Source organism: Streptomyces sp. L500, assembly GCF_054551825.1.
The window spans coordinates 1-24411 of record NZ_JBTOLC010000006.1 but is presented as its reverse complement, the minus strand read 5'-3'; the positions used below and the strand labels follow the sequence as shown (position 1 = coordinate 24411).

At 68.7% G+C, this 24411-nt stretch carries 18 protein-coding genes and 2 pseudogenes; 9 read left to right on the top strand and 11 right to left on the bottom strand.

Going from position 1 to position 24411, the window contains the following annotated elements:
• Positions 1-521 precede the first annotated feature (521 nt).
• Positions 522-3074 carry a SpoIIE family protein phosphatase gene (locus ACX9I7_RS08760; RefSeq protein WP_459386976.1) on the bottom strand — a complete coding sequence of 851 codons (2553 nt, stop codon included), beginning with the start codon at positions 3072-3074 and terminating at the stop codon, positions 522-524.
• Between the two features lie 160 nt (positions 3075-3234).
• Between ACX9I7_RS08760 and ACX9I7_RS08755 the strand changes: the two genes are divergently transcribed.
• Positions 3235-3387 (top strand): hypothetical protein, encoded by a 153-nt coding sequence (locus tag ACX9I7_RS08755; protein ID WP_459386975.1) that lies wholly within the window; start codon positions 3235-3237, stop codon positions 3385-3387.
• A gap of 10 nt (positions 3388-3397) precedes the next feature.
• On the opposite strand, the gene ACX9I7_RS08750 is transcribed toward ACX9I7_RS08755, so the two are convergent.
• From ACX9I7_RS08750 to ACX9I7_RS08740, 3 genes are all read right to left on the bottom strand, one after another.
• Positions 3398-4657: a hypothetical protein gene (locus tag ACX9I7_RS08750; protein WP_459386974.1), complete on the bottom strand. Its 1260-nt coding sequence runs from the start codon at positions 4655-4657 to the stop codon at positions 3398-3400.
• A 23-nt stretch (positions 4658-4680) separates the two neighbouring features.
• Complete coding sequence (locus ACX9I7_RS08745; RefSeq protein ID WP_459386973.1) at positions 4681-5826, bottom strand: hypothetical protein; 1146 nt, start codon at positions 5824-5826, stop codon at positions 4681-4683.
• Between the two features lie 513 nt (positions 5827-6339).
• Positions 6340-6729: a hypothetical protein gene (locus ACX9I7_RS08740; protein ID WP_459386972.1), complete on the bottom strand. Its 390-nt coding sequence runs from the start codon at positions 6727-6729 to the stop codon at positions 6340-6342.
• A 317-nt stretch (positions 6730-7046) separates the two neighbouring features.
• On the opposite strand from ACX9I7_RS08740, the gene ACX9I7_RS08735 reads away from it, so the two are divergent.
• Complete coding sequence (locus ACX9I7_RS08735) at positions 7047-7787, top strand: class I SAM-dependent DNA methyltransferase (protein WP_387572264.1); 741 nt, start codon at positions 7047-7049, stop codon at positions 7785-7787.
• Positions 7788-7797: 10 nt separating this feature from the next.
• Here ACX9I7_RS08735 and ACX9I7_RS08730 read toward each other — a convergent pair.
• Both ACX9I7_RS08730 and ACX9I7_RS08725 read right to left on the bottom strand, forming a co-directional pair.
• A pseudogene (locus tag ACX9I7_RS08730) lies at positions 7798-8081 on the bottom strand (transposase); the annotation flags it as partial.
• Positions 8081-8266 carry a hypothetical protein gene (locus tag ACX9I7_RS08725; protein WP_459387076.1) on the bottom strand — a complete coding sequence of 62 codons (186 nt, stop codon included), beginning with the start codon at positions 8264-8266 and terminating at the stop codon, positions 8081-8083. The pseudogene ACX9I7_RS08730 and the gene ACX9I7_RS08725, both read right to left, overlap by 1 nt.
• 371 nt (positions 8267-8637) lie before the next feature.
• On the opposite strand from ACX9I7_RS08725, the gene ACX9I7_RS08720 reads away from it, so the two are divergent.
• Entirely contained in the window at positions 8638-9282 is a 645-nt protein-coding gene (locus tag ACX9I7_RS08720) for a dihydrofolate reductase family protein (protein WP_459386971.1), read from the top strand.
• 147 nt (positions 9283-9429) lie between these two features.
• Here the strand turns inward: ACX9I7_RS08720 and ACX9I7_RS08715 are convergent, their stop codons facing one another.
• Positions 9430-10164, bottom strand: a complete 735-nt coding sequence (locus ACX9I7_RS08715) for a hypothetical protein (RefSeq protein ID WP_459386970.1) — start codon at positions 10162-10164, stop codon at positions 9430-9432.
• 247 nt (positions 10165-10411) lie between these two features.
• Positions 10412-11587: a peptidoglycan-binding domain-containing protein gene (locus tag ACX9I7_RS08710; RefSeq protein WP_459386969.1), complete on the bottom strand. Its 1176-nt coding sequence runs from the start codon at positions 11585-11587 to the stop codon at positions 10412-10414.
• A gap of 378 nt (positions 11588-11965) precedes the next feature.
• Here ACX9I7_RS08710 and ACX9I7_RS08705 point away from each other — a divergent pair, with 378 nt between their 5' ends.
• Both ACX9I7_RS08705 and ACX9I7_RS08700 read left to right on the top strand, forming a co-directional pair.
• Positions 11966-15085, top strand: a complete 3120-nt coding sequence (locus tag ACX9I7_RS08705; protein WP_459386968.1) for a hypothetical protein — start codon at positions 11966-11968, stop codon at positions 15083-15085.
• A 16-nt stretch (positions 15086-15101) separates the two neighbouring features.
• Complete coding sequence (locus tag ACX9I7_RS08700; RefSeq protein ID WP_459386967.1) at positions 15102-19682, top strand: peptidoglycan-binding domain-containing protein; 4581 nt, start codon at positions 15102-15104, stop codon at positions 19680-19682.
• A gap of 84 nt (positions 19683-19766) precedes the next feature.
• Here the strand turns inward: ACX9I7_RS08700 and ACX9I7_RS08695 are convergent, their stop codons facing one another.
• Together ACX9I7_RS08695 and ACX9I7_RS08690 are read right to left on the bottom strand one after the other, a co-directional pair.
• Positions 19767-20264, bottom strand: a complete 498-nt coding sequence (locus tag ACX9I7_RS08695) for a hypothetical protein (RefSeq protein WP_459386966.1) — start codon at positions 20262-20264, stop codon at positions 19767-19769.
• Between the two features lie 140 nt (positions 20265-20404).
• Complete coding sequence (locus ACX9I7_RS08690; protein ID WP_459386965.1) at positions 20405-21094, bottom strand: hypothetical protein; 690 nt, start codon at positions 21092-21094, stop codon at positions 20405-20407.
• Between the two features lie 200 nt (positions 21095-21294).
• On the opposite strand from ACX9I7_RS08690, the pseudogene ACX9I7_RS08685 reads away from it, so the two are divergent.
• Positions 21295-21447 (top strand): annotated as a pseudogene (locus ACX9I7_RS08685) (dihydrofolate reductase family protein); the annotation flags it as partial.
• A 154-nt stretch (positions 21448-21601) separates the two neighbouring features.
• Here ACX9I7_RS08685 and ACX9I7_RS08680 read toward each other — a convergent pair.
• Positions 21602-22147, bottom strand: coding sequence for a TetR/AcrR family transcriptional regulator (locus ACX9I7_RS08680; protein ID WP_459386964.1), 546 nt, complete (start codon positions 22145-22147; stop codon positions 21602-21604).
• 74 nt (positions 22148-22221) lie between these two features.
• On the opposite strand from ACX9I7_RS08680, the gene ACX9I7_RS08675 reads away from it, so the two are divergent.
• The 3 genes from ACX9I7_RS08675 (at position 22222) to ACX9I7_RS08665 (ending at position 24351) form a co-directional block, all read left to right on the top strand.
• A complete protein-coding gene (locus ACX9I7_RS08675; protein ID WP_459386963.1) occupies positions 22222-22629 on the top strand; it encodes a hypothetical protein in 408 nt (135 codons plus the stop codon).
• A 368-nt stretch (positions 22630-22997) separates the two neighbouring features.
• Complete coding sequence (locus tag ACX9I7_RS08670) at positions 22998-23606, top strand: dienelactone hydrolase family protein (protein ID WP_459386962.1); 609 nt, start codon at positions 22998-23000, stop codon at positions 23604-23606.
• A 139-nt stretch (positions 23607-23745) separates the two neighbouring features.
• Positions 23746-24351: a DinB family protein gene (locus ACX9I7_RS08665; protein WP_459386961.1), complete on the top strand. Its 606-nt coding sequence runs from the start codon at positions 23746-23748 to the stop codon at positions 24349-24351.
• Positions 24352-24411: the final 60 nt, after the last annotated feature.

Sequence of the window (24411 nt, the reverse complement as noted above, 5' to 3'; positions counted from 1 at the left end):
GCATCAAAAAAACCAAGGAAAAGGCGGACCAGTGCGTTCACTGAAGCGATTCGCGGTTTTTCCGGCATGGCCCTGGCGGTTCTGGCCTCCCCCGCGAGCATCGGGGCCGCGAGTGCCGACACGATCGACGCGGGGGCGGGCGGTCTGCTGTCCAGCATCGGAAGCAGGAACGCCTCGGCGCACTCCAACCTGTGCGGCGCCAGCAGGGTGGGCCTCCTCTACGACCGTACCTGTGTCACCCGGCGCGACTCCCACAAGGGCCACGGCAACGACCGTCAGGTGACCGGCCCGAGTGGTGGTCTGCTCTCCAACATCGACTCCCGCAACGCCTCCGGGTTCAGCAACAACTGCGGGACGGACACCATCGGCGTCCTCAACCACACCACCTGCGTCGCCGAAGAGAGAAGTAAGGACGCCGGCAGGCGTCGGCCGTTGTGTCGAGACGCCTGTCCGGTCCCGCCCCGCGTGCGTTCGGGTGGGGCCGGACAGGCGTCTCGTGTCCCGGACTGCGGCGAGGGGCGTCAGGAACGTCCCTCGCCTTCCAGGGGCAGGTGTACGTCCAGCAGGCAGACGTCATCGCGTTGCCGGCCCGCGAGCAGCCGGTCCAGCAGCGGCTGAAGCGATCCGCCGTCCGCTTCCCCGAGCTCACGCCGGGCCGCCTCGGCGAAGCGGTCGAAGCCCTCGTCCAGGTGCTCACGGGGGCGCTCGATCAGTCCGTCCGTGTACAGCAGCAGGTGGTCGCCGGGCTCGATGCGGCACTCGGCCTCGCCGTAGTGCGGCTGTGGCGTGGCGCCCAGCAGCATGCCCTCGGGCGGGGCGAGGAAGTCCGTCTTGCCCTGCCGCACCAGCAACGGCGGCGGATGGCCGGCCTGCGCCCAGGTCAGGCAGCGGCGGGCGGGGTCGTAGCGGCCGAGGACCATGGTGGCGGTGGAGTGGTGCCCGTCGTGGGCATGCAGCAGCAGGGTGTTGAGCCGGTGGAGTGCGCCGGTCAGCGAGGAGCCGGTGAAGACCATGCCCTTGGCGGTGAAGCGCAGCTGCGCCATGGTGGCCACCGCGTCGATGCCGTGCCCGGCGACGTCGCCGACGGCGAACAGCACGCTGCCGTCCGGCATTTCCAGGGCGCTGTACCAGTCGCCGCCCACATTGAGGTCGTCGTGCGAGGGCAGATAGGCCACGTCCACCCGCAGGTCCGCCAGGTTCAGCGACTGCCCGGGCAGCGGCAGCAGCGCGTGCTGCAGGCGGGCGGCGACGGTCCGTTCCGCCTCCAGCACGTTGCGCTGGGCCTGGACGGCCTGCTGGGACTCGGTCAGGGCCAGCTCGGCGCGGCGCCGGGCGGTGAGGTCCTGTACGAAGCCGTGGATCTCCACCGTGGTGCCGTCGGCGTCCGGCACCGCTTCGGCGACCATCCTCAGATGCCGCACCCCGGCAGCCGTCCTGATCCGGAACGGATGGTCGAGGGGAGTTCCCCGGCCGAGGAGTTCCTGGAGCTCCCGGACGAAGGCGGGCAGGTCCTCGGGCAGCAGACGGCTGGGCAGTTCCTCGAGCGACATCGGGCCCAGTGACCGGTCCCGGTCGAGGATGTCGTAGACCTGCGGCGACCAGGCGATGGTGTCGGCGGCCAGGTTCCAGTCCGCCCAGCCGAGGTTGCCGACCCGCTGGAGGTCGGCCAGCAGTTGCCGCTGGCGGTCGGCCTCGTCCTCGCAGGCCCAGGTGATCACCAGCCGGTCGTCCAGCTTGGCGGCCCGCAGCTTGTAGGTGGAGTGCTGCCGGACTCCGGCCGCCACCTCTTGGTAGGGGAAGGAGCCGGTCTCGAAGACCACGCCGGTGCGCAGGGTCTCCAGATAGCCGTTCCAGACCGGGGAACCGGCCATGGTCGGGTAGCACTCCAGCACTCGCGCCCCCACCAGCTGACGGCCTTGCCGCCCGGCGACGTCGACCGAGCCCGGGGCGGCGGCGTCGACGCGGAAGTCCTCGACCTGGCCGGCCGCCGACCGCAGGGGGGTGAGCAGTACGGCCGCCCCGGGGAGCGCGTCGAAGACCGCCTGGACCCGCTGCGCGGTGCGGTCGGTGCGATCGGCGGCCCGTGCGCGGGACGCGCCGATCATGCTCAGGCTTCCCGCGCACAGCGGAGCGACCTGCTGGAGCAGTTCGCGTGTCGCCGGCGCGAACGGTGCGTCCGTGGTGCGCAGTACGCCCAGGGCCGCGGTGACCGTGCCACCGGTGACCACCGGGAGCCAGGCGCGGGTGGGCCACCGGGAAGCGGGCTCCCCGATCAAGTGGTAATGCTCTATGTCGTGTTGGACGTCCTCCAGCACCACAGGCTCGCCGCGCCGGATCACGTCCAGGGCGGCAACCCCGGCGACGGGCGGCACATGCCGCCATTGGGTGGCCACGGTGGCCCCGACACCGGCGTGCCCGGTCAGTTCCAGGGCGCTGTCACCGGTACGGGTGTAAAGCATCACGGCGTCGGCTTGTACCGGAGCCGCGGCCAGGTGGTCCAGGAGTCGCCAGGCCAGGTCATGAGGGTCGGTGACGTCGGCCAGGGCCTCGCCCAGAGCGCCGAGTGTGACCGTCTCGGGGGGATTCGACGGGTACGACGGATTCGATGGGTTCAAAGGGGTCGATGGATTCGACGGGGTCAACGGGCTCGGCTGGGAAGGCGGGTTCGGCTGGGACGGCGGGTTCGGGACGTCGGTGCCTGTGCGCCGGGTGTGGCGGGCGGAGTCGAACACCGAACCGCCGCCGGGCGCGTCGGTCGTACCGGGCGGCCGCTCGCCTTCCCGGGCGGCGGGCATGGTCGGGCGCTGGTGGATCTCGCCGAGGACTATCCAGCACTCCTCCGTCAACGTGCGGCCGCCGGCCGCCGCACGCCGGGTCAGCTCCTCGTACGCCGCCGGGGCCGAGCAGCCGGATCGGGCCATCAGTACGCCCTTGGCGCGTTCCAGCACGGCCGTGGTGGACGCCTGGCGCTCCAGCCGCTCGTTGTCGGCCCGGAGCTTGGCCACCACTTTGCCCAGTGCGACCACGGCAGGCAGTGTGGCGGGGTCCTCGTCGCGAACAGACTCGGTCGTCACGCCCTTGAGCATGGCACACCCCCCGCTCTGACGACCCGACCGATTTCTGAGTTGGCCTGACCTGAGGCAGGATGGGGGCCGGGTATGTGCTCACTTCGGTGGGGCTTTGCCGCCCCCTTGCTTGCGTGTGCGCGCTGTGGCGCCTGAGCGTTCGCGCCTCATGATTGTTCACACCATCGAGGTCACCACAGAAGCGGCATTGTCCAGGGTGGCCGGCCTGCCGTGCGGGGTCGACGTCCTGCCGCCCGTGCAGCGTCTGCGGCACGACCGCACAGGCCGGCTCGCCGGGCGGCACCGACGGACGGTCGTCTGACGACGGATTTTCAGTAGCGGTCGGTTCCTGCTCGAGGAGCGGTACGCGAAGCGCCGAGATATCTGGCGATGGGGAGTACATGGGCTCCGATGACCAGCGGTCTGTCCGTTGGGGTGGTGGTTTCGAGCCTCAGCTTTCCACCGTCGAACTCGGCATTGTTGGTGACGCCGTCGCCGGTCGGAACGAAGAACGGCCACAGACCTGCAGCCGCTTTCGCCTTGATGACCTGCTGGTCCTCGGGGGAGAAGACGGCATCCGAGGTGACCACACTCCTGAGCCTTTCCACCACGATCAGTGAGGCGATCGCCCGCTGGAGCCTCCCGGACTCCTCGCCGAACGCCATGTCCCAGTAACGGCGGGGATTCGAGGCCCAGGGGGGAATCGTCTGCTTCGTGTATGCCACGTGAAGTTGACTAGAATCGTACCAACAGGGGTCAGGATTGACCGCCCAGAGCGCATACGCACCTAGTTCGGCCTTGACCGTCACCACACTCCGGGCGAATCCGGCGGTCGTTGTGTCGAACTGATCGGCGCCGGACCACAGGCCCGAGAAGTCCTTGTTGACCCCTCGGGTCCAGGTGCCGGAAACTTCCCCGCTCGTTGTCGTGCTGTCAAAAGAAATCATCGCGGATGAGGAGTTCCTGAGCAGGCTCAGCAACTCCCTGATGCCGCCCAGATACTCGGCGGGTTTCGGGGGCGGCCCCTGATACGAGCGGAGAAACCACTGCAGCGCTCTCAGACGTACGATGTCCCGCAGCACGGACGCGCCCTCGGTGGCGATATCCGGGTGGTGTGTCATGGCCCAGGCATAAAAGACATCGGGCAGCCTGTCCTCGCCCGGCTGGGGCATCAGCCCTCTGACATACGCGAGCCATTCCTGATGGACGCTCGAGCCGATCGCCGCCACGAGGGTGCTCTCCGGGACGGACAGTTCCTGAATCACGGTGGTGTACTCGTCGAAGAAGGACGCGCTCTTGACCAGTTGACGGTTGAACGTGAGAGACGCGGGCGGAACGACATTCTCCCGGGCCCACAGCGCGGTGTCGGACAGTTCCACCGGGGGAGCGGGCTGGATGAGCTGGGTGGTCGAGGGGGGAGCGGGCAAGTTCTTCAGTACGGCGTTGTACCAGCGGTTCTGGAGCTCGGCCATCGCGTTGGGCGGAGGCTGCACGGTTGGCATGGCGCCGGCCTTCCGTCGTTCGTCCCTGGGCGTTTCTGAACCGCCGGTGAGCCGGCGTGCGGCCGCCGGCTCACCGGCCTGCCCGGTCATCGGCGTCGCCGCCGACCCGGGCGCTACTGCTCGCGCGCTGCCGGTGTGTAGCCGAGGAAACGGCTGATCGGCAGGACGTTGACCCCGATCACCACCGGAACGCCCGGAGCGGACGCGGTGGTGATCGTGGTCCCGCCCGAACCGCTGAACTGTGTGTTCGTTGTCATTCCGTACTCTCCGCGGCCGTTGTAGAACGGCCAGAGCCCGAAGCCCGCGTTTCCGCGAATGATCTGCTGGTCCTGCTGACTGAACGAAGTTTTGGCCGTCACGGTGATTTCCATGGTGTCGGCCACCATCAGATTGATCGCGACCCGCTGGATGTTTCCCGAGGTGCCGAACGTGTTGTCCCAGGTGATCGCGCTGCCACTACGCCACGGCGGGTCGCCCTTCTTGGTGTAGGCGGTGCCGAGGGCGGACGAGCCGTACCAGGCTCCCGCGTTGGTCTGGAAGTTCAGCACGTGCCCGAAGGAGGCGCTGACGGTGAGCTCGCTCTGCGAGAAGTACTCACTCAGACGCTCGGTGCTCTCGCTGCTTCTCCACAGGCCGAACAGCACGGAGCGCCGCCCCGAGCTCCACGTCCTGCTCACGTCCGAGCTCGTGGTGGCGCTGCGCATCTCGAAAGCCCGCCGAGGCGCTTGCGAGAGGTCCTGCAGCAGGGCGTCGTACCCCCGGACCCAGTCCGGTGGCGCGGGCGGTCTTTGCATGTAGGGCATCAGAGCCTGCTGCGCGCCGCCGATCGGGTCGAGGATGATCGCCGCGTACGCCGACGCTCCCTGTTGCGCGACGTCGGGCGCGTTCACCATCGCCCAGTTGAAGAATACGTCGGGGAACTGGTTCGCCGGAGGTATCGGCTTCAGTGACTGCAGGTATTTCACGAAGTTCTCGAAGTTCTCCTGGCCGATCTCCTGCTTGATGTCGACCTTGGTCGCCGGCCGCAGTGCGGACAGGACGCCCTTGTAGTCGGAGAAGAGCTGATTTCCGCCGCTCTGCGTGTAGTTCTGGTCCAGTGAGAGCGGCGGGATGTTGTTGAGGAAGGACCAGAGGAATCTGTCCCCACCATCCGAGGTGATCGGTGCCGCCGGCTGGAGGAGCTGGAAGGTTTGATTCGACTGGCCCAGACCTTCGACCAGCGCGTTGTAGAGCTGGTTCTGAACCGTGATGAACGGCATGGGGCAACTCCCTTTGACGGGTGCCGGGAAGGGGGGATGGACAAATGAGGGCCTTTTGCTGGCCATGGTCGTTTCTTTGCCGCCGTGAGAATCGGCCCGGACATGATGCTCGCGCGTGTGACGGATAACAACCATTGGGGTTTTGGGATCAGTTCATACTGGCCATGTGAGCAGGAGCAGGTGCTGAGCCTGGCGGTGATGTCCGGTGCACCCAAAGAGGTCACCGAACCATGGTGGCGGGTGCCCGTTGCCCGTCGCGGTCCGCCGTCGACAGCGGTGCGCGAGGACCGCTTGGTGTGGGTGGGCTCTCAAGACGACATGGCCCGCCTGTCCCCACCCAGCGCGGCGACTCTTCCCCACAGGATGGCGGTGGCAACCCCCCCGATCCGGGGTGCCCCACCGGTCAACGCACCGACGACATCGCCTGTTCCTCCTTCAGTCCACCACTTGAAGGGCCGGAGCCATGCGTGCCGACGCGGACCGAGGGGCGATGCCCGGTGGGTTCGTCATGCCCTAGCAGAGCGTTCCGGCGGAGGTGATCTCCAGGGGCGGTCGGGATTCGATGCCCGTACGGGGCATCAGGATGAGCGATCCGCCCCTGTAGACGATCCGTGCGGGGCGGTCGGTGTTGTTCTCGACCACGCTCACCTCGAAGTACGGGGTGAAGTCCTCCACCTTGCACTCGCGTATAGGCAGCGGCTCGGGAATGCCGATTCCGGCCCCCGTGAGGCAGAGGTTTCCGGTGGGGCACAGAGGCGAAGCGGGAACGACTGCCGCGGTGGCCGGGACCGAGCAGACGCCCACGAGGGAAGCGGCGAGGGCGGCCGCCGCGGCAAGGGCCACGGCGGCAGGCCGTCTGCGGCGGTTGGGACGGTTGGGGCGACGGTGACGCTGCCAGTCCATTTGCGGCCTCCAGGGGAGTCATGAGGACGGCCGTCTGCCGCGTGGCACGTGGCATCGCAGTGGGCTTGGACCGCCCTTCAAGGACGATTCAGCGGCCACCCCGCTTACCTGTAAAGCCCTGGTTCCGCCACTTCCACGGCACGTATGCGGCCAAACCCTGTCCCGAATACGGCCGTTCCCCCTGAGAACTTCCAACGAAATGATCTCCAAGTCGAAGCCCTGGCAAGGCGACGACGAGTCGTGGGCGGTGCACGCTGAGCCGCGGAGAACTTAAATGCGTCGACAGCGCCCCTCGGCACCCGGCACAGTGGCCACCCGTGACGAGCAGTGAACTGTGGACCCGCGCGACCGCCGACCGCTACGACGCCGAGGAAGCCGAAGCGTCCTCGGCCGCCGTCCTCGGACCGACCCTCGCCTTCCTCACCGAGCTCGCCGGAGACGGCCGGGCGCTGGAGTTTGCCATCGGAACCGGACGGGTGGGCGTCCCGCTCCGGGAACGCGGCGTGCCGGTGGTGGGCATCGAACTGTCCGAGCACATGGCAGCGGTGCTGCGACGCAAGATCGACGAGGGCACCCTCCCGGTAGTCATCGGGGACATGGCCACCACCGTCGCTCCCGGCGAGTTCACCCTGGTCTACCTCGTCTACAACACCATCACGAACCTGCTCACGCAGGACGAGCAGGTCGAGTGCTTCCGCAACGCCGCACGGCATCTGGAGCCCGGCGGCCGATTCGTCATCGAGCTGGGCGTGCCGCCGCTGCGGCTCCTGCCACCCGGCCAGGTCGCGGTGCCGTTCGACGTCTCCCAGCAGCATCTCGGCTTCGACACCTTCGACCTGGTCGAGCAGATTCTCGTCTCGCACCACTTCACCCGCGACGGCGACGACGGCCACTACCGCCGCGAAAACTCCCGGCACCGGTACGCCTGGCCGGCAGAACTCGACCTGATGGCCCGGATCGCTGGGCTCGAGCTGGAACGTCGCGTCGCGGACTGGGACGGGTCGCCGTTCACCCAGGACTCCGCGAAGCACATCTCCGTGTGGCGCAAGCCAACCTGAGGTCGGCCAGGGCGAATGCGCGCTCCACGAGCCGGCGTTGCGTGCCCAGGCCCGAGCCGTGCTCGGTACCCCGGCGGGCGATCAGCGGCTTCACGCCGAGATCCCGAACGAGGCGGCGGTACTTGTCGTGGTCGTAGCCGCGGTCGCCCAGCACCACGTCCGGGCGGCGCCGGGGCCGGCCTCGCTTGCCCTCACCGGAGGCACCGCCTGAAGCAGCGGGATCAGCTGGGTGACGTCGTTGCGGTTGCCGCCAGTCAAGGTGGCGGCGAGCGGGATACCGGTGGCGTCGGTGATCAGAAGAAGTCGCGAGCGAGCGGGTCCACGCCTGGGAGGCTGAGCAGGCGGAACTCCAGCCGGCGTGTCACCGGGGGCCAGGCCGGTCGGCGGGGCTTGGCCGGGTCGTCCAGATCCGGCACGCTGTGGTTCTTCCAGTCGTTGAAGACCGTGAGATGGAACGGCGTCCCGAGCCGGGAACCCACGACGCCGACGAAGTCGATCGCTCGCGATCAGCGCCGCCAGCGCCGGCCCCGGATCCACCGTCGGCGGCCATTGCGCCCCGTCGGTCACCGCCTTGGCGGTCTCCACCTCCCCGGCATTCGGTAAACAGGGTCGCCAGCTCACCGAGCGCATTGACGAGATCCACGGACGCCGCCGCACCGTCGTCGCCGAGCATCCCGGCCGCCGCGCTGACCAGGCCGGCCGCCAGGTCCGTGGGGACTTCGGCCCCCGAGTTCACCAGGCGGGTCGCGCCATCGCCGTCGACGCAGCCGGGTTCCGGCGTGGCGATGGGTCTGCGAGTGCCCGTGGGTCTACCTCTTGACGGAGGAAACCGACTCATCAGGAGCAAGCCATGGGCCTCATCCACATCGAGTTGTTCGCGACCCTCGACCTCGTCGGGCAGGCGCCCGGCGGCCCTGACGAGGACCCGGTGGGGTTCCCGTTCGGCGGCTGGCAGGCGCCCCTGCTGGACGAGGTCGCCGGGGCGCAGGTCGGTGCCGCGTACGAGGGCACGGACGCCCTGCTGCTCGGTCGGCGGACGTACGACTTGTTCGCCGCCTACTGGCCTCACCAGGAGGGCGGCGAGGACAACGAGATCGCCACGCTCTTCAACCGCGTCCCGAAGTACGTGGCCTCTCGCGGCAGGCCCGACCTCTCGTGGGCCGGGTCCACGCGACTCGGCCCGGACCTCGCCGACGCGGTGCGCGAGATCCGTGACCGGCACGAGCATGTGAAGGTCGTCGGGAGCCTGAATCTCGTGCAATCCCTCTTGCGCGAGAAGCTCTTCGACCGTCTCGATCTGTGGCTGCACCCGATCGTCCTCGGCGTCGGCAAGAAGGTGTTCGACGGTGGCGCGGTGCCCACCAACGTCACGCTCCTCGCGCCCCCGGCAGCCAGCCCGAAGGGCATCGTGTACCTGCGCTACGGGCTCGCCGACGGCACTCCCGCGACGGGGGACATGAGCGCACCCGATCGCGGTGTCGGGCGTGACCGCTGAGGCCATCCCGCGCCTATGAACGACGTGGCCCTCTGGTCGCGGCGAGGATGACCTGGGCCGGCTCGCTGTACGGCTTCCGGCCGGGAGCAACCGTGTGATGATGGCTCCCGGCCGGAAACGGGGATGGCTGACGTGGTGCGGAGTGGGTCAGCGCAGCGGGCATCCCTTGGGCATCTTGGCGAAGTCGAAGAACGCGTACTCGGTCCGGCCGCCCTCTGTCTTCGACTTCAGTCGCGGGTTCCAGCTGTTCGGCTCCACGATCTCCTCGTAGATCCCCGCGGAGTCGGGAAGCTTGGGGTGGGCGCGGTCGAGGGTGCCCAGACGTGCGATCCGGGTGCCGTCGGCCCAGTCGTAGAAGTCCACGGACGGGCCCTGCGGGCTCGTCGTCATCCGGGCCTCGGTGCCCGCGCCGATGTCCTGGTGCTTGACCACGGTGCACTGCTTGATGACCAATGCCTTGTCCACCGAGCAGCCCTTGGGCATCCGGGGGAAGTCGACGAGGCCGTACAGGCCGTCGTTGCCGCCGTTGGTCTTGGCGAGCAGCTGGGGAGTCGAGCCGTACGGGTTGAGGATCTCCACGTCGATGCCCGCGTCCTGCGGCAGCGCGGGACGGCTGCGGTCGAGCGTGCCGAGTCTGGTGATCGGGCCGTCGACCGGGTCGAGGAAGATGACCGATGGGCCCTGGGGGCTCATCGTCATCCGGACGCCGGTGCCCGCGCCGATGCTGTCCTCCTTGACCACCGTGCACCGGGCGGTCGAGGGATCGGCCGGCGACGCGGTGCGGGTGCCGTGCGAATCGGCCGCGAACGCGGCGGTCGGAGCGAGGGCGGAACCGGCGAGGGCGGCGACGGCTAAGCCGGTACGGAGGGCGCGACGACGCATGGCAACTCCTGCGTGTGAAAGTGCGAGCAGAGAAACGAGCAAAGAAAGAGGGTTTGGGCACCGACCTCCCTCATCCGGCATGATCCGGGGGGACTTGGTGGTGCATGAGTGAATCTATGTGGACTTGCGAGGCGGACCGGTTCGCTCCACGCCACAGAATCGTCACAGCCGATCAGAGTCCGAACAGTCCGCATTGCTCCAGGTGTTGCGTGAGAGGGGTGGAGGTCCGACGGCCGGGCCGAGGAAGTCATTCAGTGAAGTCCGCCGGGAGAGGGAAGAGCCCGTCAGCCTGGGGGTCGACGGCGCCACGGGCGCATGCGTCGGCCGTGTCGGCGAAAAGCGTGTCGGTGCGCGCACTCTCGTCCGGGTCGTCGGTCAAGGAGAACTCCCGGCATCGCTGCAGCCAGAGGCTCAGCTGCTGGAGAAGCGTTGCCTGCCCCTGGTTGACGATGCCGGTCAGATAGCCGTTGGAGTCGAAGAGGCTGGTGACTTCCTGAGCGTAAAACCTCACCGCTTCCGCGAGCTTCTCGGGCGGCAGGAACCGCGGGGCAAAGGGGTTGCCTGCCGCTTCCTGCACCACGATCCAGTGCACATGGCGGGCACAGATCTCCCCCACGAAGGAGTCGAGCACCTGCGCGGTCGGCCGGCCCGTCGCTGATCGTGCCTGGGCGAGCGCGGTGTCGATGTAGGTACCGCCATCGGTGTCCGGGGTCTGAAGCAGCTGTACCTCGGCCGAACGGTTCCGGACATGGGTGAGTTCGTGGACGAGGACGCCCTGCAGGCTCACCCGTGCCCGGCCACCGGTGGTGGTGCGCACGATGAACTGGCGGCCCAGGATGACGTCGTCCTTGATCAGCACGAAGGCCTGCCGCGTGCCGTCCCGGGCCTGGAAGGTGACGGTGCGGCCCACGGCGTCGTCGGTGATCAGAGCGTCGTCGAAGAAGTCCGCGGCAGAAGTCCCATTGGGCTGCGTCGGCGCCGCGGCGGCGAGGAAGCGGTCACGGAGATCCAGACTTCTGCTCATGGCCACGATGCCGAGCAAAGTGCCCGAGTCGAGCGCATCGAGCGTGAAGCGGCCGAGCATATGGCGCCACGAGTTCAAAGGTGTATCGATGAGCGCGGCCAGTTCCAGCCCGGCGAACGGCTCGAGCTGCCGGCCGACCACGAAGGGGCTGAATTCCTTGAACGCCGGATCCAGCGTCGGCGGGTCGACGAACAGGTCGTCATCCAGGGCGCCCATCGTCCCCTTGCCGACGACCGGATCGTCCGGTGAAAGCCCCTTGGCGTCCTTGTACGCCGAGACGGCCGCGCCCGTGTCGGTGCCGAAGAATCCGTCGTCCCCTGCTGGGCCCACCGGCCTGCCGAGCGCGATCAGCGCGGCTTGGACGCGCTTGACCGCCAGTCCCTGTTCGGGCTGGAACATCCGGTGCGTACCGGCCAGGCAAGCCTCCAGCACAGGATCACCGGCGAATCGTGGACATCTCAGAACCATGGTGATGAACCCTTGTGCGTAATGGCGTCCGGGGCAGGATGCCGAAGACGGGGACCGTCGCCGATGGGCCTCCGGATCGGGACATAGGGGGCTCCTCCCCGCGAATCCATCATCCTTCGGGTGGGGCAAGGGCGCACGTCGTGGCACGGGCCTCCCCCCGGCTCGGCGTCGGCAGCCGTCGTGCCGACCTGCCCAGTGGCGGGGATCCGCCATCGGAGTGAGCATGGAAAACGGTGAGCGAAGCCGCCGCGTACCCCACGCCTTCTTGGTTCGCACCCCACACCTTCTTGATTCGGATGGGGATTCGTCATGCCGTTCAACGCTGCCCGTCCCGTCGCCCTGAGACTTTGGCTGGAGGCGCGGAACCATCCCGATGACGATCACGACGGTGACCACCATGACGGCTTCGGCGGAGGGCACGGTCCGGGCCAGCCCTCCGGCCCGCACCCTCACCCCCACCCCGACGGCCCCCCGGCACCCGGGCCCCATGACGCGGACGTCGCGGAGGGGCCGTTCCGGGTGGTGCGGCCGGTGGACATGCTCGTCGTCGACATCAACCTGGTCAATCTGCGGTTCGACGGTCACCGCCTCGTGCGGAGGGATCCGGGTGAGCCGGCGTTCGTGGTCGTCGGGCTGCCGCCACAGCATGTGGTGGAGGAGGTGCCGCCGCCGCTGAGCACCGTCACCACCACGCTCGGCCCCATGAAGGCTTTCACCGCCGGTCCGACTCACCTGGCCTTCTCGGTGCCGGCCACCATGGACGGCCTGGACCTGTCGCTGGCGTCGTTGCTCGACTGGGCACGCCTGGTGCCGATCACGGTGCCCGTGGGTCCGCAGAGCCCGGACCCGCCGGGATCGGCGGTCTTCCAAGGCATCCCGGTCTTCCAGGGCATCCCCAGGAGCGTCCTCGAGTTCCCCACCCGACTGCTGATCACCTACGACGAGCCGGTGGGCTGGGCGGTCACGTCGGAGCCCCCCGAGGCGGACGGGCCGACCGCGCTGTGGCACGCCCGGCTGCGCGGCTCGCAGGACGGCGAGGTGTTGCTACGGGCCTTCGCGACAGTGAGGGACCGGGGCGGCCTGCCCGCGCCCACCCCGCTCTCCACCGAGAATCTGGAGGACATCGTCACGCTCACGAGCCGGGTCGAGCTACCCGGCCCGGGTGGCGGCGTGCCTCTCGAAGTCCCCAGCGCGCCGCTGCACGCCGAGCAGTTCATCGTGACGCCCCTGGGATCCTCGGCCCACCTGCACGGAGCCTGGGAGCCGTTGTCGAAACCTGCCCAGGATCGGTTCACGCAGGCAATGAATCACCCACTGAACCTGGTGCTGTACGACCACATCACGGGCCTGGGCCGTGACCAGTTCGTACGCACCGCCACCCACGGACGCATGAGCACCGGCCACGAGGCTGTGCATTTCGAGGAATTCAGGCGGGTGTTCGTCGCGCGCCCGAACGACGGGATCGTCGCCTACCTGCAGCGGCAGGACCGCATCGTCATCAAACGGCCGGAGCTCTCGTACGGATCAGCCGGTTACAAGCACGAAGGGCGTGAAATGCCCTTCACTTCACTGCGCATCACGGACCGCGTCACGCCGCCGATCCAGCAGCCCCCCGACCCCGAGGCATTCTGGGTGATTCTCCAGGATTCCGAGAAAGACCATGAGTTCACCTTGATCGGCACGGATTGCGAAGGCCGGAAGGTCAGCTTCACCATGCCGCTGGCGTTCGTGGCCGACGGAGCGTCTCAAGGGAAGTTGAACAACCTGTACGACCCGGCACAGCAGCCAGGTCTGGAGGGCCGCTTGAAGCGGGCCATCGGCGGCCAGGTGATGGCCATGGCGCAACCGCCCGCCGACGCCCCCGGCAGCACCAGCCACGCGGTCGGCTCCTTGACGTTCGGGCTCGGGATCCGTGACGGGAACGGGCAGGGCAAGGATTTGCCCGTGATCGGTCTGCCCTATGTCGCCGGCGCGACGGTGCGGGTTCCCGCCGTCGAACAGTTCACCCCAAATGGGGGCGATCTCCCTGTTACGTTCAACGAGACCTACCTTCAGCAGACCATGGCGGCGCATCCCGCTGGCGCGTACCTGGATCTGGAGACAGCGGTCAACCTCACCTTCGGGGCGGAGAAGGCCGGGGGAGTCGCCAGCCCCAACTCCGCGGTCAAGGTCATCACCAGCCAGGCGGGCGTCGTCCCGGACATGTTCAAGACGGACAGTGCCACGGGGCAGGTGGTCGGCGCGGTTGACGACATCGGGTCCCTCTTCGCCGGGGCGAAGATGCTCGGATTCATCCCTCTCGGCGACATCCTGAAGAGTGTCACCAAGGACAGCCTCGGCGCTCTGCGGCAACTGGGCGACGCCGAGATCGAGGCGATCCTGCGGGATGCCAACGGCCTGTTGCCGGCGCCCGTGCTGCGGATCCGCGACCTGGTGGACGGGCAGGGAAAGGAACTGCGCTATGTCTGGAAGCCCTCCTTGGAGCGGCCGGAGTCCGGCCCGGCGCACCTCCTCGATGTGTCCAAAGCCGCACTGATCCTGGACGCCCGAACCGTCCGCTCGAAGGACGCCGCCGACCAGTCCACCGTGGCGGGCAGCCTGACCCACTTCGCGCTGGACTTCGAAGGCACCGCCCGACTCGACTTCGCCGAACTGAAGTTCAGGGCGAGCCCGGGGAAGAAGCCCGACGTGACGGCCAGCGGCCTGGAACTGACCTTCCACAAGGATCTGGAATTCATCAACTCCCTCCGCAGTGCCCTGCCCGCCGACGCGTTCGGCCCCGGCTCGTACCTGGACGTCCAGCCGTCCGAAATCCGTGCGGGCTTCAAACTCGCGCTTCCCGCCATAGGGCTCGGCGCCTTCACCCTGTCGAACCTTTCGCTGGGCGCGGAGCTGGATGTGCCCTTCGAGGGCGAGCCGGTCTCGTTTCGTTTCTCGGTCTCCGAGCGGGAACACCCCTTCAATGTCACCGTCTCCCTGTTCGGAGGCGGCGGCTACTTCTCCATGCTGATCGATACAGAAAAAGGTGTGCGGCAGGTCGAGGGCGCCATAGAGTTCGGCGGCGCCACGGCACTGAATCTCGGCGTGGCCAGCGGCGGGGTGTCGGTCATGGCGGGTGTCCGCTTCTTGCTCGGCCCCAAGGATGTCACGCTGGGCGGATACCTCCGGTGCAATGGCAATCTGACGGTGCTGGGCATCATCACGGTGACCGTCGAGTTCTATCTGGAGCTCACCTACGAGAAGCACGGTCATGAGTCGGTGGTGCGTGGCAGGGGCACCCTCACCGTCGGCGTGCGGATCGCCTTCTTCAGCAAGTCCGTCTCGCTCACCCTGGAGCGGAGCTTCTCCGGTGCTCCCGGTGACCCGTCCTTCGCCGAATGCGTTCAGCCACGCCACTGGCACGAGTACTGCCTGGCCTTCGCCGCATGAGCCCGTTGGAGGCGAGATGAAGTTCGAACAGCACATCAACTGGACCGTTCTTCCCGCCGGGCTCTCGGACGACGGTACCCAGGCCCGGGTATCGGTCTTCATCGCCCCGCGGCTGCAAGCACTCCCCGGGAACGGCGCACCCGCCGGGAAGGGGCCACCCGCCGAAAGCGGCACCGGCCCGCTCGCGCAGCCCCCCACGCTCGAACAGTTCCCCGACTTCCTCACCTGGCCGGAAAAGATCAAAACGGCCACCTTCGAGTTCGGTACGACGGACGGCTCCTCCGCGTCGTCCGTTTCCTTCGTCGGTCCTCTCGTACCACAGGGCCCGGCACCGGACACGGACTTGTGGACGAATCTCTTCAACAAGAACACCCCCCTGGAGCCCTACGTCTTCCTGGACCACGGGCAGCGGACTTTCCGCACCTATTCGGCCACGGAAGTCCGCGACTTCACCAGGAATACCTATGCCAAGGCGGCCAGGACGTCGCCCGAGAGCCCGCCTGTCACAAGGGACGTGCTGCGCGCGGTGACCGACACCGGAGCGGGCACCGAGCACGTGGCCACGGCGACCGACGGCACCACCCCGGACGACGGCGAGATGCCCCCGGAGCTGGTCCCGCTGAACGAATTCCACGCGAGGAAGAGCGCTCCCGAGCTCGCCGACGTCCAGCCTCCCCCGCCGCCACCGCCGGAGTTGCCGCGTCCCGACTTCCACCAGATGCTCACCTCGCTGGGCGACCACCCTCAGCTGCTCCGGCGCCTCGGGCTGGTCCTGGACATCCTCCTGCCGGCCGACCGGCTCCCCGTCTCCTCGGGTGAGCGGTTCCTGACGGTCACCTCCCACTGGAAGCCCGCACTGGGGGACGACTCGCATGACGTGTCCCCACGCACGCGGTACGTCTTCCTCCCCGACCGGCGGGCCTTCGTGCCCGGCGCCCAGTCCCTCACGGCCGACGAACCGCTGGCACCGCCATCCCGTGGTCTGGTCGCGCTCCAGGGCAACTTCCACATCGAGCAGGCCGACATCGACGGCGCCGCGCTCAAGCTGTCGCCGGTGCCGTCGGACGCCAAGGGACTGTCCCCGGTACGGACCTATGGGATTTCGCTTGTCAGGGAGGGGCGTCTGGGCAGCCTCAGGGAGGAGTTCGACCGGGCGGCCCAGCACGAAGGTGACTTCACCCGAGCCCTCGCCCGGGACGGAGCCGCGGTTCAGGTGCCGGACCCGCCGTCCCCTGCAGCTGCCGCGCCGGATACCCAGGGCGCCCCGAGCCCCCCCGAGCTGGTGGCCGAGGACCTGGTACGCGGCCACCGGTTGGACGTCTGGGACAAGGATCAAGGGCGGTGGCTCTCACTGCACGAGCGTGATGTGGAGTATCGGCAGCCCAATGACGGTCCCGTCCTGCTGTCGGTATCCGACGAGGGTTTCTTTCAGGCCAACCTGGCCTCACCGCCGCCCGAGGCCCAGGACACCACCCTTTATGTACCCGAGCAACTGGTCACATGGGAGGGATGGTCGCTGTCCGCGCCGCACCTTGGCTTGGTGCTGGACATCGACGAGGGATCGGTCGAGGACGACAGGCCCCCCAACAGGCCGGTGGAGGTGAGCAACAGGGCGAAGACGGCACTTCCGCTGGAGATCACGGCCAAGGTGCGGCCCGGTTCGTTGCCCAGGCTGCGGTTCGGCCATGAGTACAGGGTGCGGCTGCGCACTGTTGATCTCGCGGGTAACGGCCTCGGGCCGGCCGAGGCCGATGCCCTGATGGGTGACAAGGGCCTGGCGCTTCCCGGCGGCGATGGGGGGCAGGTCTTTCAGAGGTTCGAGCCTGTGTTGGCACCCGCCGTGGCGCCCAGACTGCCGTTCGGGGAAGGCGCCTCGGCCTTCCGGCTGGTGATCCGGAGCAGCCCGGGGGACCGGCCGCCTGCGGCCGGCCCTGCGGGCAACGTGGTGAGGGTCGCCCTGGCGAACGTCCAGTTCGGCAAGGCCAACGAGGACGTCCGCGTCGTCCAGCAAGCTCTCATCAACCGAGGCCACCAGCTCGTGGGTGGCGCGGACGGCGTCTTCGGCCCGCAGACCAAGGCCGCCTACGCCGAAGAACAACGCGCCCAGGGCTTTTCGGGAGATGACGCGGACGGCAACCCCGGCTGTACTTCCCTGACCAAGCTGGGCAGCGAGAGCGGCTTCACCGTCGACTGCGGTGACGGGGGCGGTCCCCCGCCGGGCGTGACAGCCGAGCAGTACGCGGCGAACTTCAACAGCTCCCCGCTGGTGACCGAGGAAGGACACGTCCCGTACCAAGGGGTGGACGAGCGTCATGTGGTGGCGCCGAAGGCATCGCTGCGGTGCGTGGAGTGGCACGGACGGTTGGACGGAGCCATCGGCTCCACCGACCAGGGCGCCCAGGACGAGGTCTACGAGCTGGCCAAACGGGAGAGCGGCTCGCTGAACGACCCGTCCCAGCCGGATGTGCGACTGATGCCGATCGACTCGCCGGCGACGGATCCCAGGAACCCGGCGGTGACCGCCCTGCACACGGGCGAGTCGATCGAACTGCCGTACCTTCCCGATCCCCTCGCCACGGCAGCAGTTTTCCTGGACCTTCCGGGAATGCCCGCCGGGCAGCCCTTCACCGTCCCCTGGGGCGGCGAGGTCTGGCACCGTCCCAGATCCTTCAGGCTGAGGCTGGCCGAAGGAACCGCGCCGCCCGACTTCGACGAGGCATCCCGGGTACTGACGGTATCGCTGCCGAAGGGGGCCGTGGCGACCGTACGGCTGTGCTCCGGCATCGACTTCCACGAGAAGAACTTGGGTATGGCCTCGTGGTGCCGGGACGCGCTGGAGTCGACACCCCAGCTCGCGACGGGGGCGGACGCGACGGCGAGGACGGCGGAAGAGCTGCAGAGAACCGAGCGGGCGCTGGAACTGGCCGCCGCCGGCCGGCACTGGATGTTCACCCCCTGGCAGGAACTGACGCTCGTCCACGCGGTGCAAAGGCCGCTGAGGACACCGGTGCTGGACCTGTCGGCCCTGGGAACCCCACGCGGCCGCGACGAGACGGCCGAGCACCTCGCCGGTGAGATCGCGCTGGACGAGGCGAGTACGGACCGGATCGAGCTGGTCGCCGAGTGGACCGAGGTGACGGACGCCGGCCCCACGGGCCGCGACGCCCAGGAGATGACGGTCCCGGTGTTCGGCCTGCTGACGCCGAGAGTGGACCGGCAAGGCGTGCCCGGCACCGACCCCGCCGTCCTCCAGAACGGCACCCTGACCTTCAGCACCAAGGCGGCCGAGGACAAGTCGAAAGCGAACCAGGGCAAGATCCCGCCCGTACCCGAGAAGCACGAGTTCGGAGACACCAAACACCGCATGGTGAGCTACCGGCCGGTGGCCGGCAGCAAGTTCAGCGACTATTTCCCCCCGCGGTTCGCGGAGCCCGGCCAGAACGCGCTCACCGTTGAAGGTGACGCCAAGGAGCACTCGGTGCCGAGCAGCGCGCCGCCCACGGCGCCACGGCTGTTGTACTGCGTCCCCACCCTTGCCCTGGAGACCCTCGACGGACCGCCCGGTGCCATCGTCCAACGCCGACGCGGCAGCGGTATCCGGGTGTACCTGGACCGTCCCTGGTACTCCTCCGGAGACGGCGAACTGCTGGGCGTGGTCCTCGGAGAGCCACCGGGCGGCGATCCGAACTCCACCCGGGACGCGTGGGTCACTTTGATGGGCCGAGACCCCATCCACCGTTCCGCGTCCGTCGTCGCCCCGACCCCGGAGGTGTTCACCAACGCGGTGCGGCGATCCGGGAAGCTCACCCTGTCCACGCCTTCCGGTCCGCTCTCCGTCACCGTCGTGGGCTACACCCCGCAGTTCGAAAGGGACGACGAGAACGAGAAGGGCGGCTGCTGGTTCTGCGACCTGGACCTGAACACGGGGGACGCCTGCCTCCCGTTCGTCCGGCTCGCCCTGGTCCGCTTCCAGCCGGACTCGATCCCCGGAGCCGAGATCTCACAGGTCGTTCTCGCCGACCTGGTGCGCACCCTGCCCGACCGGGAGCTGACAGTCCGGCCCGGCGAGGTGCTGTCGGTCAGCGTCACCGGCCCTTCCTGGGACCCCACCGGATCGTCTCCGCCGCACATCACCGCCACGCTCCAGCGCCGGCACGACGTCGTCACCGACAAGGACCTCGGCTGGGTCACGCTCGGGGACACGGCGGTCGCTCTCAAGTCGGTCGACGCCGAGTCCTCCCGCAGACCCTTCTACACGGGCCAGGTCCCGGTACCGCCCGGGCTGCGCGGGGTGCCCCTGCGTTTGCTGGTCGTCGAGACCGAGGACCTCCCGGACGGTAGCCCCACCGCGGCTACGGCCCCGGGGCCGGTGGTCTACTGCGACGCCGTCGACCTACCGCCACTGCAGGACGGCCCTGGGGGAGGCCCCCATGACGGGCACGATGGCGATGGCGGGCACGACGGCCATGACGGGCACGACGGGCACGATGACGGCCACGACGGCGATGATGACCACGATGGGCACGATGGCAATGGCGGCCATGACGACCACGACGGTCACCATGGGGCGGGCGGCCACGATGACCATCACGGGTGAGGCGATCACGTCCCCACGGAGCTGGAGGCCGGTACGGCCGCCCGGTACGGCCGCGGTCCTCGGGACCGCCGACGGCAGGACCGCCTACGACGGATCGCCGACTGAGGGCGTCAGGCCGCTGGGCGGGTCGTCGGGGCCGGTCCGGGGGCCGGAGCTGTCCTCCGTCATCCGTAGCTTTGCCGCAGCCGTTTGGGCGGCATCGGAAGGTGAGGCTGTCCGCAGCGCCGTGGCAAGCTGCGGGTCCGCCGGAGTGATCGCCGCGTTGGCGCCCGCGCTTCTCAGGTACCGCTTGTCCACCTCGGCGGTGACGACCCTCGCACCGCCGACCCCGGTCAAAGCCGCGCCCACCAGGGCGGTGACCGTCAGGCTCACCGGAGGCTCGCCGAGCGGACGCGATCCCAGGAGTACGGCCTCCTTGAGAGGACCGTACAGACCCCAGGTGACCACTGCCGCGAAGGAACCCAGCAGCGCGTTGCCCAGGAAACCCGGCTGCAGAATCCCCGCTTTCTCCCTCGGGAGGACCAGTTCACTGTCACTCAGCAGGGCATTGACAACGCCTCCTAGCGCGCCCGCCGCGGCCACGCATCCGAGGATCGCCCAAACGGGGGCGCCGGCGCAGCGAGGTGCCCGAACATGCGAACCCCAATCGACCAGGAGCGGAGCATGGTGATCTCATCGTCCATGTGAAATCTCGGGGTTTCCAGCCGGGTGCGATACACGGATCAGGATGCGGCTTCGCTGCATTCCCGAGGCCGGCCTGTTTCTAAGCCCCCTGGAGCGTGGGCGGTAGCCTGACAGCAGGTGGACCAAGTAGAGGCATCCTCCACCGTCTCGGCGATGCGGCTGGCCAGGTCCTCCCACGGACGCGGAGCGACGACCGGCACGTCGGCCGCTCGGGCCTGTGCGGCGAGCCACCGGCCGTACAGCACGCTGACGCGTGCGCGATGGCGCTGTGGTCCGGCCTCCGGCTCCCGGCGCAGGTAATTGGCCGTCACCTGCCCCTCGTCGTCCTCGTGGAGGAAGACGGCACGGACCGGACCATTGGGCGTCGCAGGTCCGGGCAGGACGTAGTCCCCTTCCAGGATCACCGGGGTGTCGGTGCCCACATGGTTGGCCACCACCGCCTCGATCGCCGGCGCCAGCGCCTTGGCGATCGCGATCTGCCGCTCGACCACCGACTCGGGCGTCCGGCGGGCGGCCTCCGGGTGAGTGCGCCAGAAGTGGACCTCCGGAAGGTGCTCGGGCAGTGTCACCGCAAGGAGGGCCTCCACGATGTCGTCGACCTCCACGACGGGGACGTCGTACCGTCGTGCCAATGCCCGCCCGACACCGGTCTTCCCCATCCCCGACGCGCCCCCGACGATGAGCACCCGCCAGTCGGGAAGATTCCGCACCTCATCCGTACCGTCCACGCGGGCAGAGTACTGCAGCCGCTTCTTTCACCTGGGCCACACCAGCCGCAGCGGTTCCCGTTCGGGGAACGGTCGCGGGCGTGCCACGCCCCCCCGCCGGAAGGCTCCGGCAGGGGCCCCGATGGGGATGGGGACCCGACCTCGTGGTGGCGACGGCCGGGCCGGGCGGGGGCGCCGCCCGGCCCGGGGATGCCCGGACAGACGGTGGCGCGGTGCCCGCCAACGTCACGCTCCTCGCGCCCCCGGCAGCCAGCCCGAAGGGCACTGTGTATCTGCGCTACGGGCTCGCCGACGGCACTCCCGCGACGGGGGACATGAGCGCACCCGATCGCGGTGTCGGGCGCGACGGCTGAAGCCACCTGGCGCCGGGTGTGTCCGTGCGGCTGAGGAAAGTCGGAGCCGTCCCGGCTCAGGGGTGGTTCGTCGCAACCGGAGGGATCATCACTGTCGCGGACGGAGCGGCGCGACGACTTGCGTTGAAGCTGGTCCGCGAGGGGGCAGGTTGACTCAGTCGATCAGGCTGTCCAGTTGGCGGGCCAGCAACTCCACGGCTTCCGTCGCCGCGTCCCGATCCCCGTCGATGCCGAGCTGCAGCAGCGCACCGTCCAAGGTGGCGGAAGCGAGGCGGGCGGCGCTCGGCGCGATGGCGGGAGACATGCCTGCTTCGACGAGCCACTGCTCCGCAGTGTGAAGGTAGGACGACGCGGCCGGCGCCAGCTGCTCGCGCCACAGCTCGTCCGTGCCTGCCAGCGAGGCCGCTTCCAGGTACAACCGCAGAGCCACGCGAACCCCGGGTTCCGCGAACGTCTGCCACAGCACACGTACCAGATCGGACGGCCTGGTGGCCTGCCGTCCCTGCCACACGGTGGCAAGGTCGGCGAATGCCCGGTCCAGCAGGGCCACCACCAGCCCCTCGCGACTGCCGAAGTGGTACACGAGCATCCGGTCGCTGGTGCCCAACGCGGCAGCGAGGGGCCGCAGGGTGAGCGTCGCAAGACCGTGTTCCCCGACGTAGTGCATGGCCGCGCTCAGCAGCTCCTCACGACGGGACACGCGATTTCTCCTTCTGAGGCATGTAGCGTATGTAGCGATCGCTACATACTACGGGAACTGCGAGGTGCGGCTCGATGGAGAAGCGACGGCTGGCGCACGTGTGGCCCGAGACAGTGGGGGCCTTTGTGATCTGGGTAGCCGCCTCGGCGGGAGTCACGGCCCTGGCGCCCACGCTCGCGGGCGCCCCGACCGCACCGGCCGCGGCGGCGGTCGTGGCCGCCTTCACGGGCATGGGTGCCCTGGTCGGCCGACTCCTCCCGGCTGGATACGGAGTTCGTCTCGGTGTCGCCGTCGTGATCGTCGGCCAACTCCTCGACGTCGTCCTCGTCCTGGCATTCGACGGGCTCTATCCACGGACCGACGAGGGCGGCAACGGGCGTGTTCTGCTGCTTCTCCTGGCCGGGTACGCCGGATTCCTGCTGGGCGCACTCGCGGGCGACCGCTCCTTCGGGGTGGACACGGCTGCGGCGCCGTCCGAATGAACCGCCTCGTGGACCGGAGCCGCCGCTGTCCATGCCGAGGTCGGCTCTCCGGACGTCGACCGGCGGCCGACCATCCGGAGGAAGGCATGTCCATGGCCATGTACCTGTGCGCGGAATCGTTCCGTCGTGCGGTTGCGTCACAGGGCACGCAATAGTGATATCGGCGCGCACCGCGCCCAAGTCCACCGTTTGCCAGGCGAGTCCGCTCACCCCCGGGTGCCCCGACGTCGTGATCACGTGGGCCGCATCACGATCGCCCCGCCCGTGAACGGACGTTCCGGGAGGCGGGCTTCCGGCTCACAGGTCCAGCGTCGACTCATCGGCCACCAGCTGATCACCGGTCTCGCGGCCCTGGTTACAGTCCCTTCATGACAAGTCACCCCTTGGACGGCAACGGTCATGACACGGCCGTGGTCGTCGCCCACGAGATCTACGGAGTCAACGAGCACATCGACGGCGTCGCCGAGATGCTTCGCCCGTACCGCTGCGATGTCTTCACACCCAGCTTCCTTCCGTCGGGCGTCGTGTACGCCCGCGAGGACGAGCCCAGGGCGTACCGAGAATTCACGCGGGCCCCAGGCGTGGTGGGCATGGGCAACGCACTCGCGCAGTACACCGAGGGCCTTCGTGAGCGCTATCGCAGGGTGCTCTGCATCGGTTTCAGCGTCGGAGCCACCAGCACCTGGCTCGCGTCGGGGACCGGTGCTGTGGACGGCGCAGTGTGCTTCTACGGATCCCGGATCCGCGACCACCTGGACGTCCAACCGACTGCCCCGTGCCTCGTCATCTTCGCCGAGCAGGAGCCCAGCTTCTCGGTGCCGGCTGTCACCGAACGCCTGGCGGGCCGAAAGGGTGTCGTGACGGAGGTGCACCCCTGCCGGCACGGCTTCTGCGACCCCGGCAGTCCTCACTATTCCGCCGGGCACAGCCGTAAGGCGTGGACCTCGGCCACCCGATTCCTGGGGCTGCCCCGCTGAGGAGGGCCCCCTCCGGGAGGCACGCCCCGTACAACACCGATGGGCGTGCAACAACTCAAAATGCCTCGGCTCTGCCGGTCGTTGTGGCTCACGTACGGGATCTTGAGACCACGATCAGCCCGTGGCAGGCTCATGTCGCATGATCGATGCATTCGCGAAAGACAACCTGCACGGGAGACTGCGGCGGGACCGCAAGGCGCTGCTCTGGAAACTCGATGACTTGTCCGAATATGACGCCCGCCGACCTTTGACAGCGACCGGGACCAACCTCCTCGGCTTGGTCAAACACGTGGCCACTGTGGAGGCCAGGTACTTCGGCGAGGTCTTCGACCGCCCTTCTCCGGAACCGCTGCCCCGGTGGCAGGACTCCGACGGCAGCGATCTGTGGGCGACCGAGGACGAGACCCGCGATCAGATCATCGGGTTCTACCGGCGCACGTGGGAACACTCGGACGCGACGATCAACGAGCTTCCCCTCGCTGCCCCCGGCCACGTGCCGTGGTGGCCGGAACCTTGTCCCAACACGAACCTGTTCGCCGTCATGGTCCATGTCCTCGGCGAGACCACTCGGCATGCCGGGCACGCCGACATCCTGCGCGAGGGCCTCGACGGCCGGACCGGGCTGCGCGCCGAACACGAGAAGCGGATCGACGAGGAAGCCCGTGCAGCCTACTGCGCGAAGATCGAGCAGGCCGCCAGGTCGGCCGCACCAATCAAGGCTCCGAGCCGGCCAGAGGGTGTCTGAGAAGCCCTCTGATGGCGTGGGGGCAATCCCAGCGGATCCGCGAAGGGGCTCAGGCCGGGT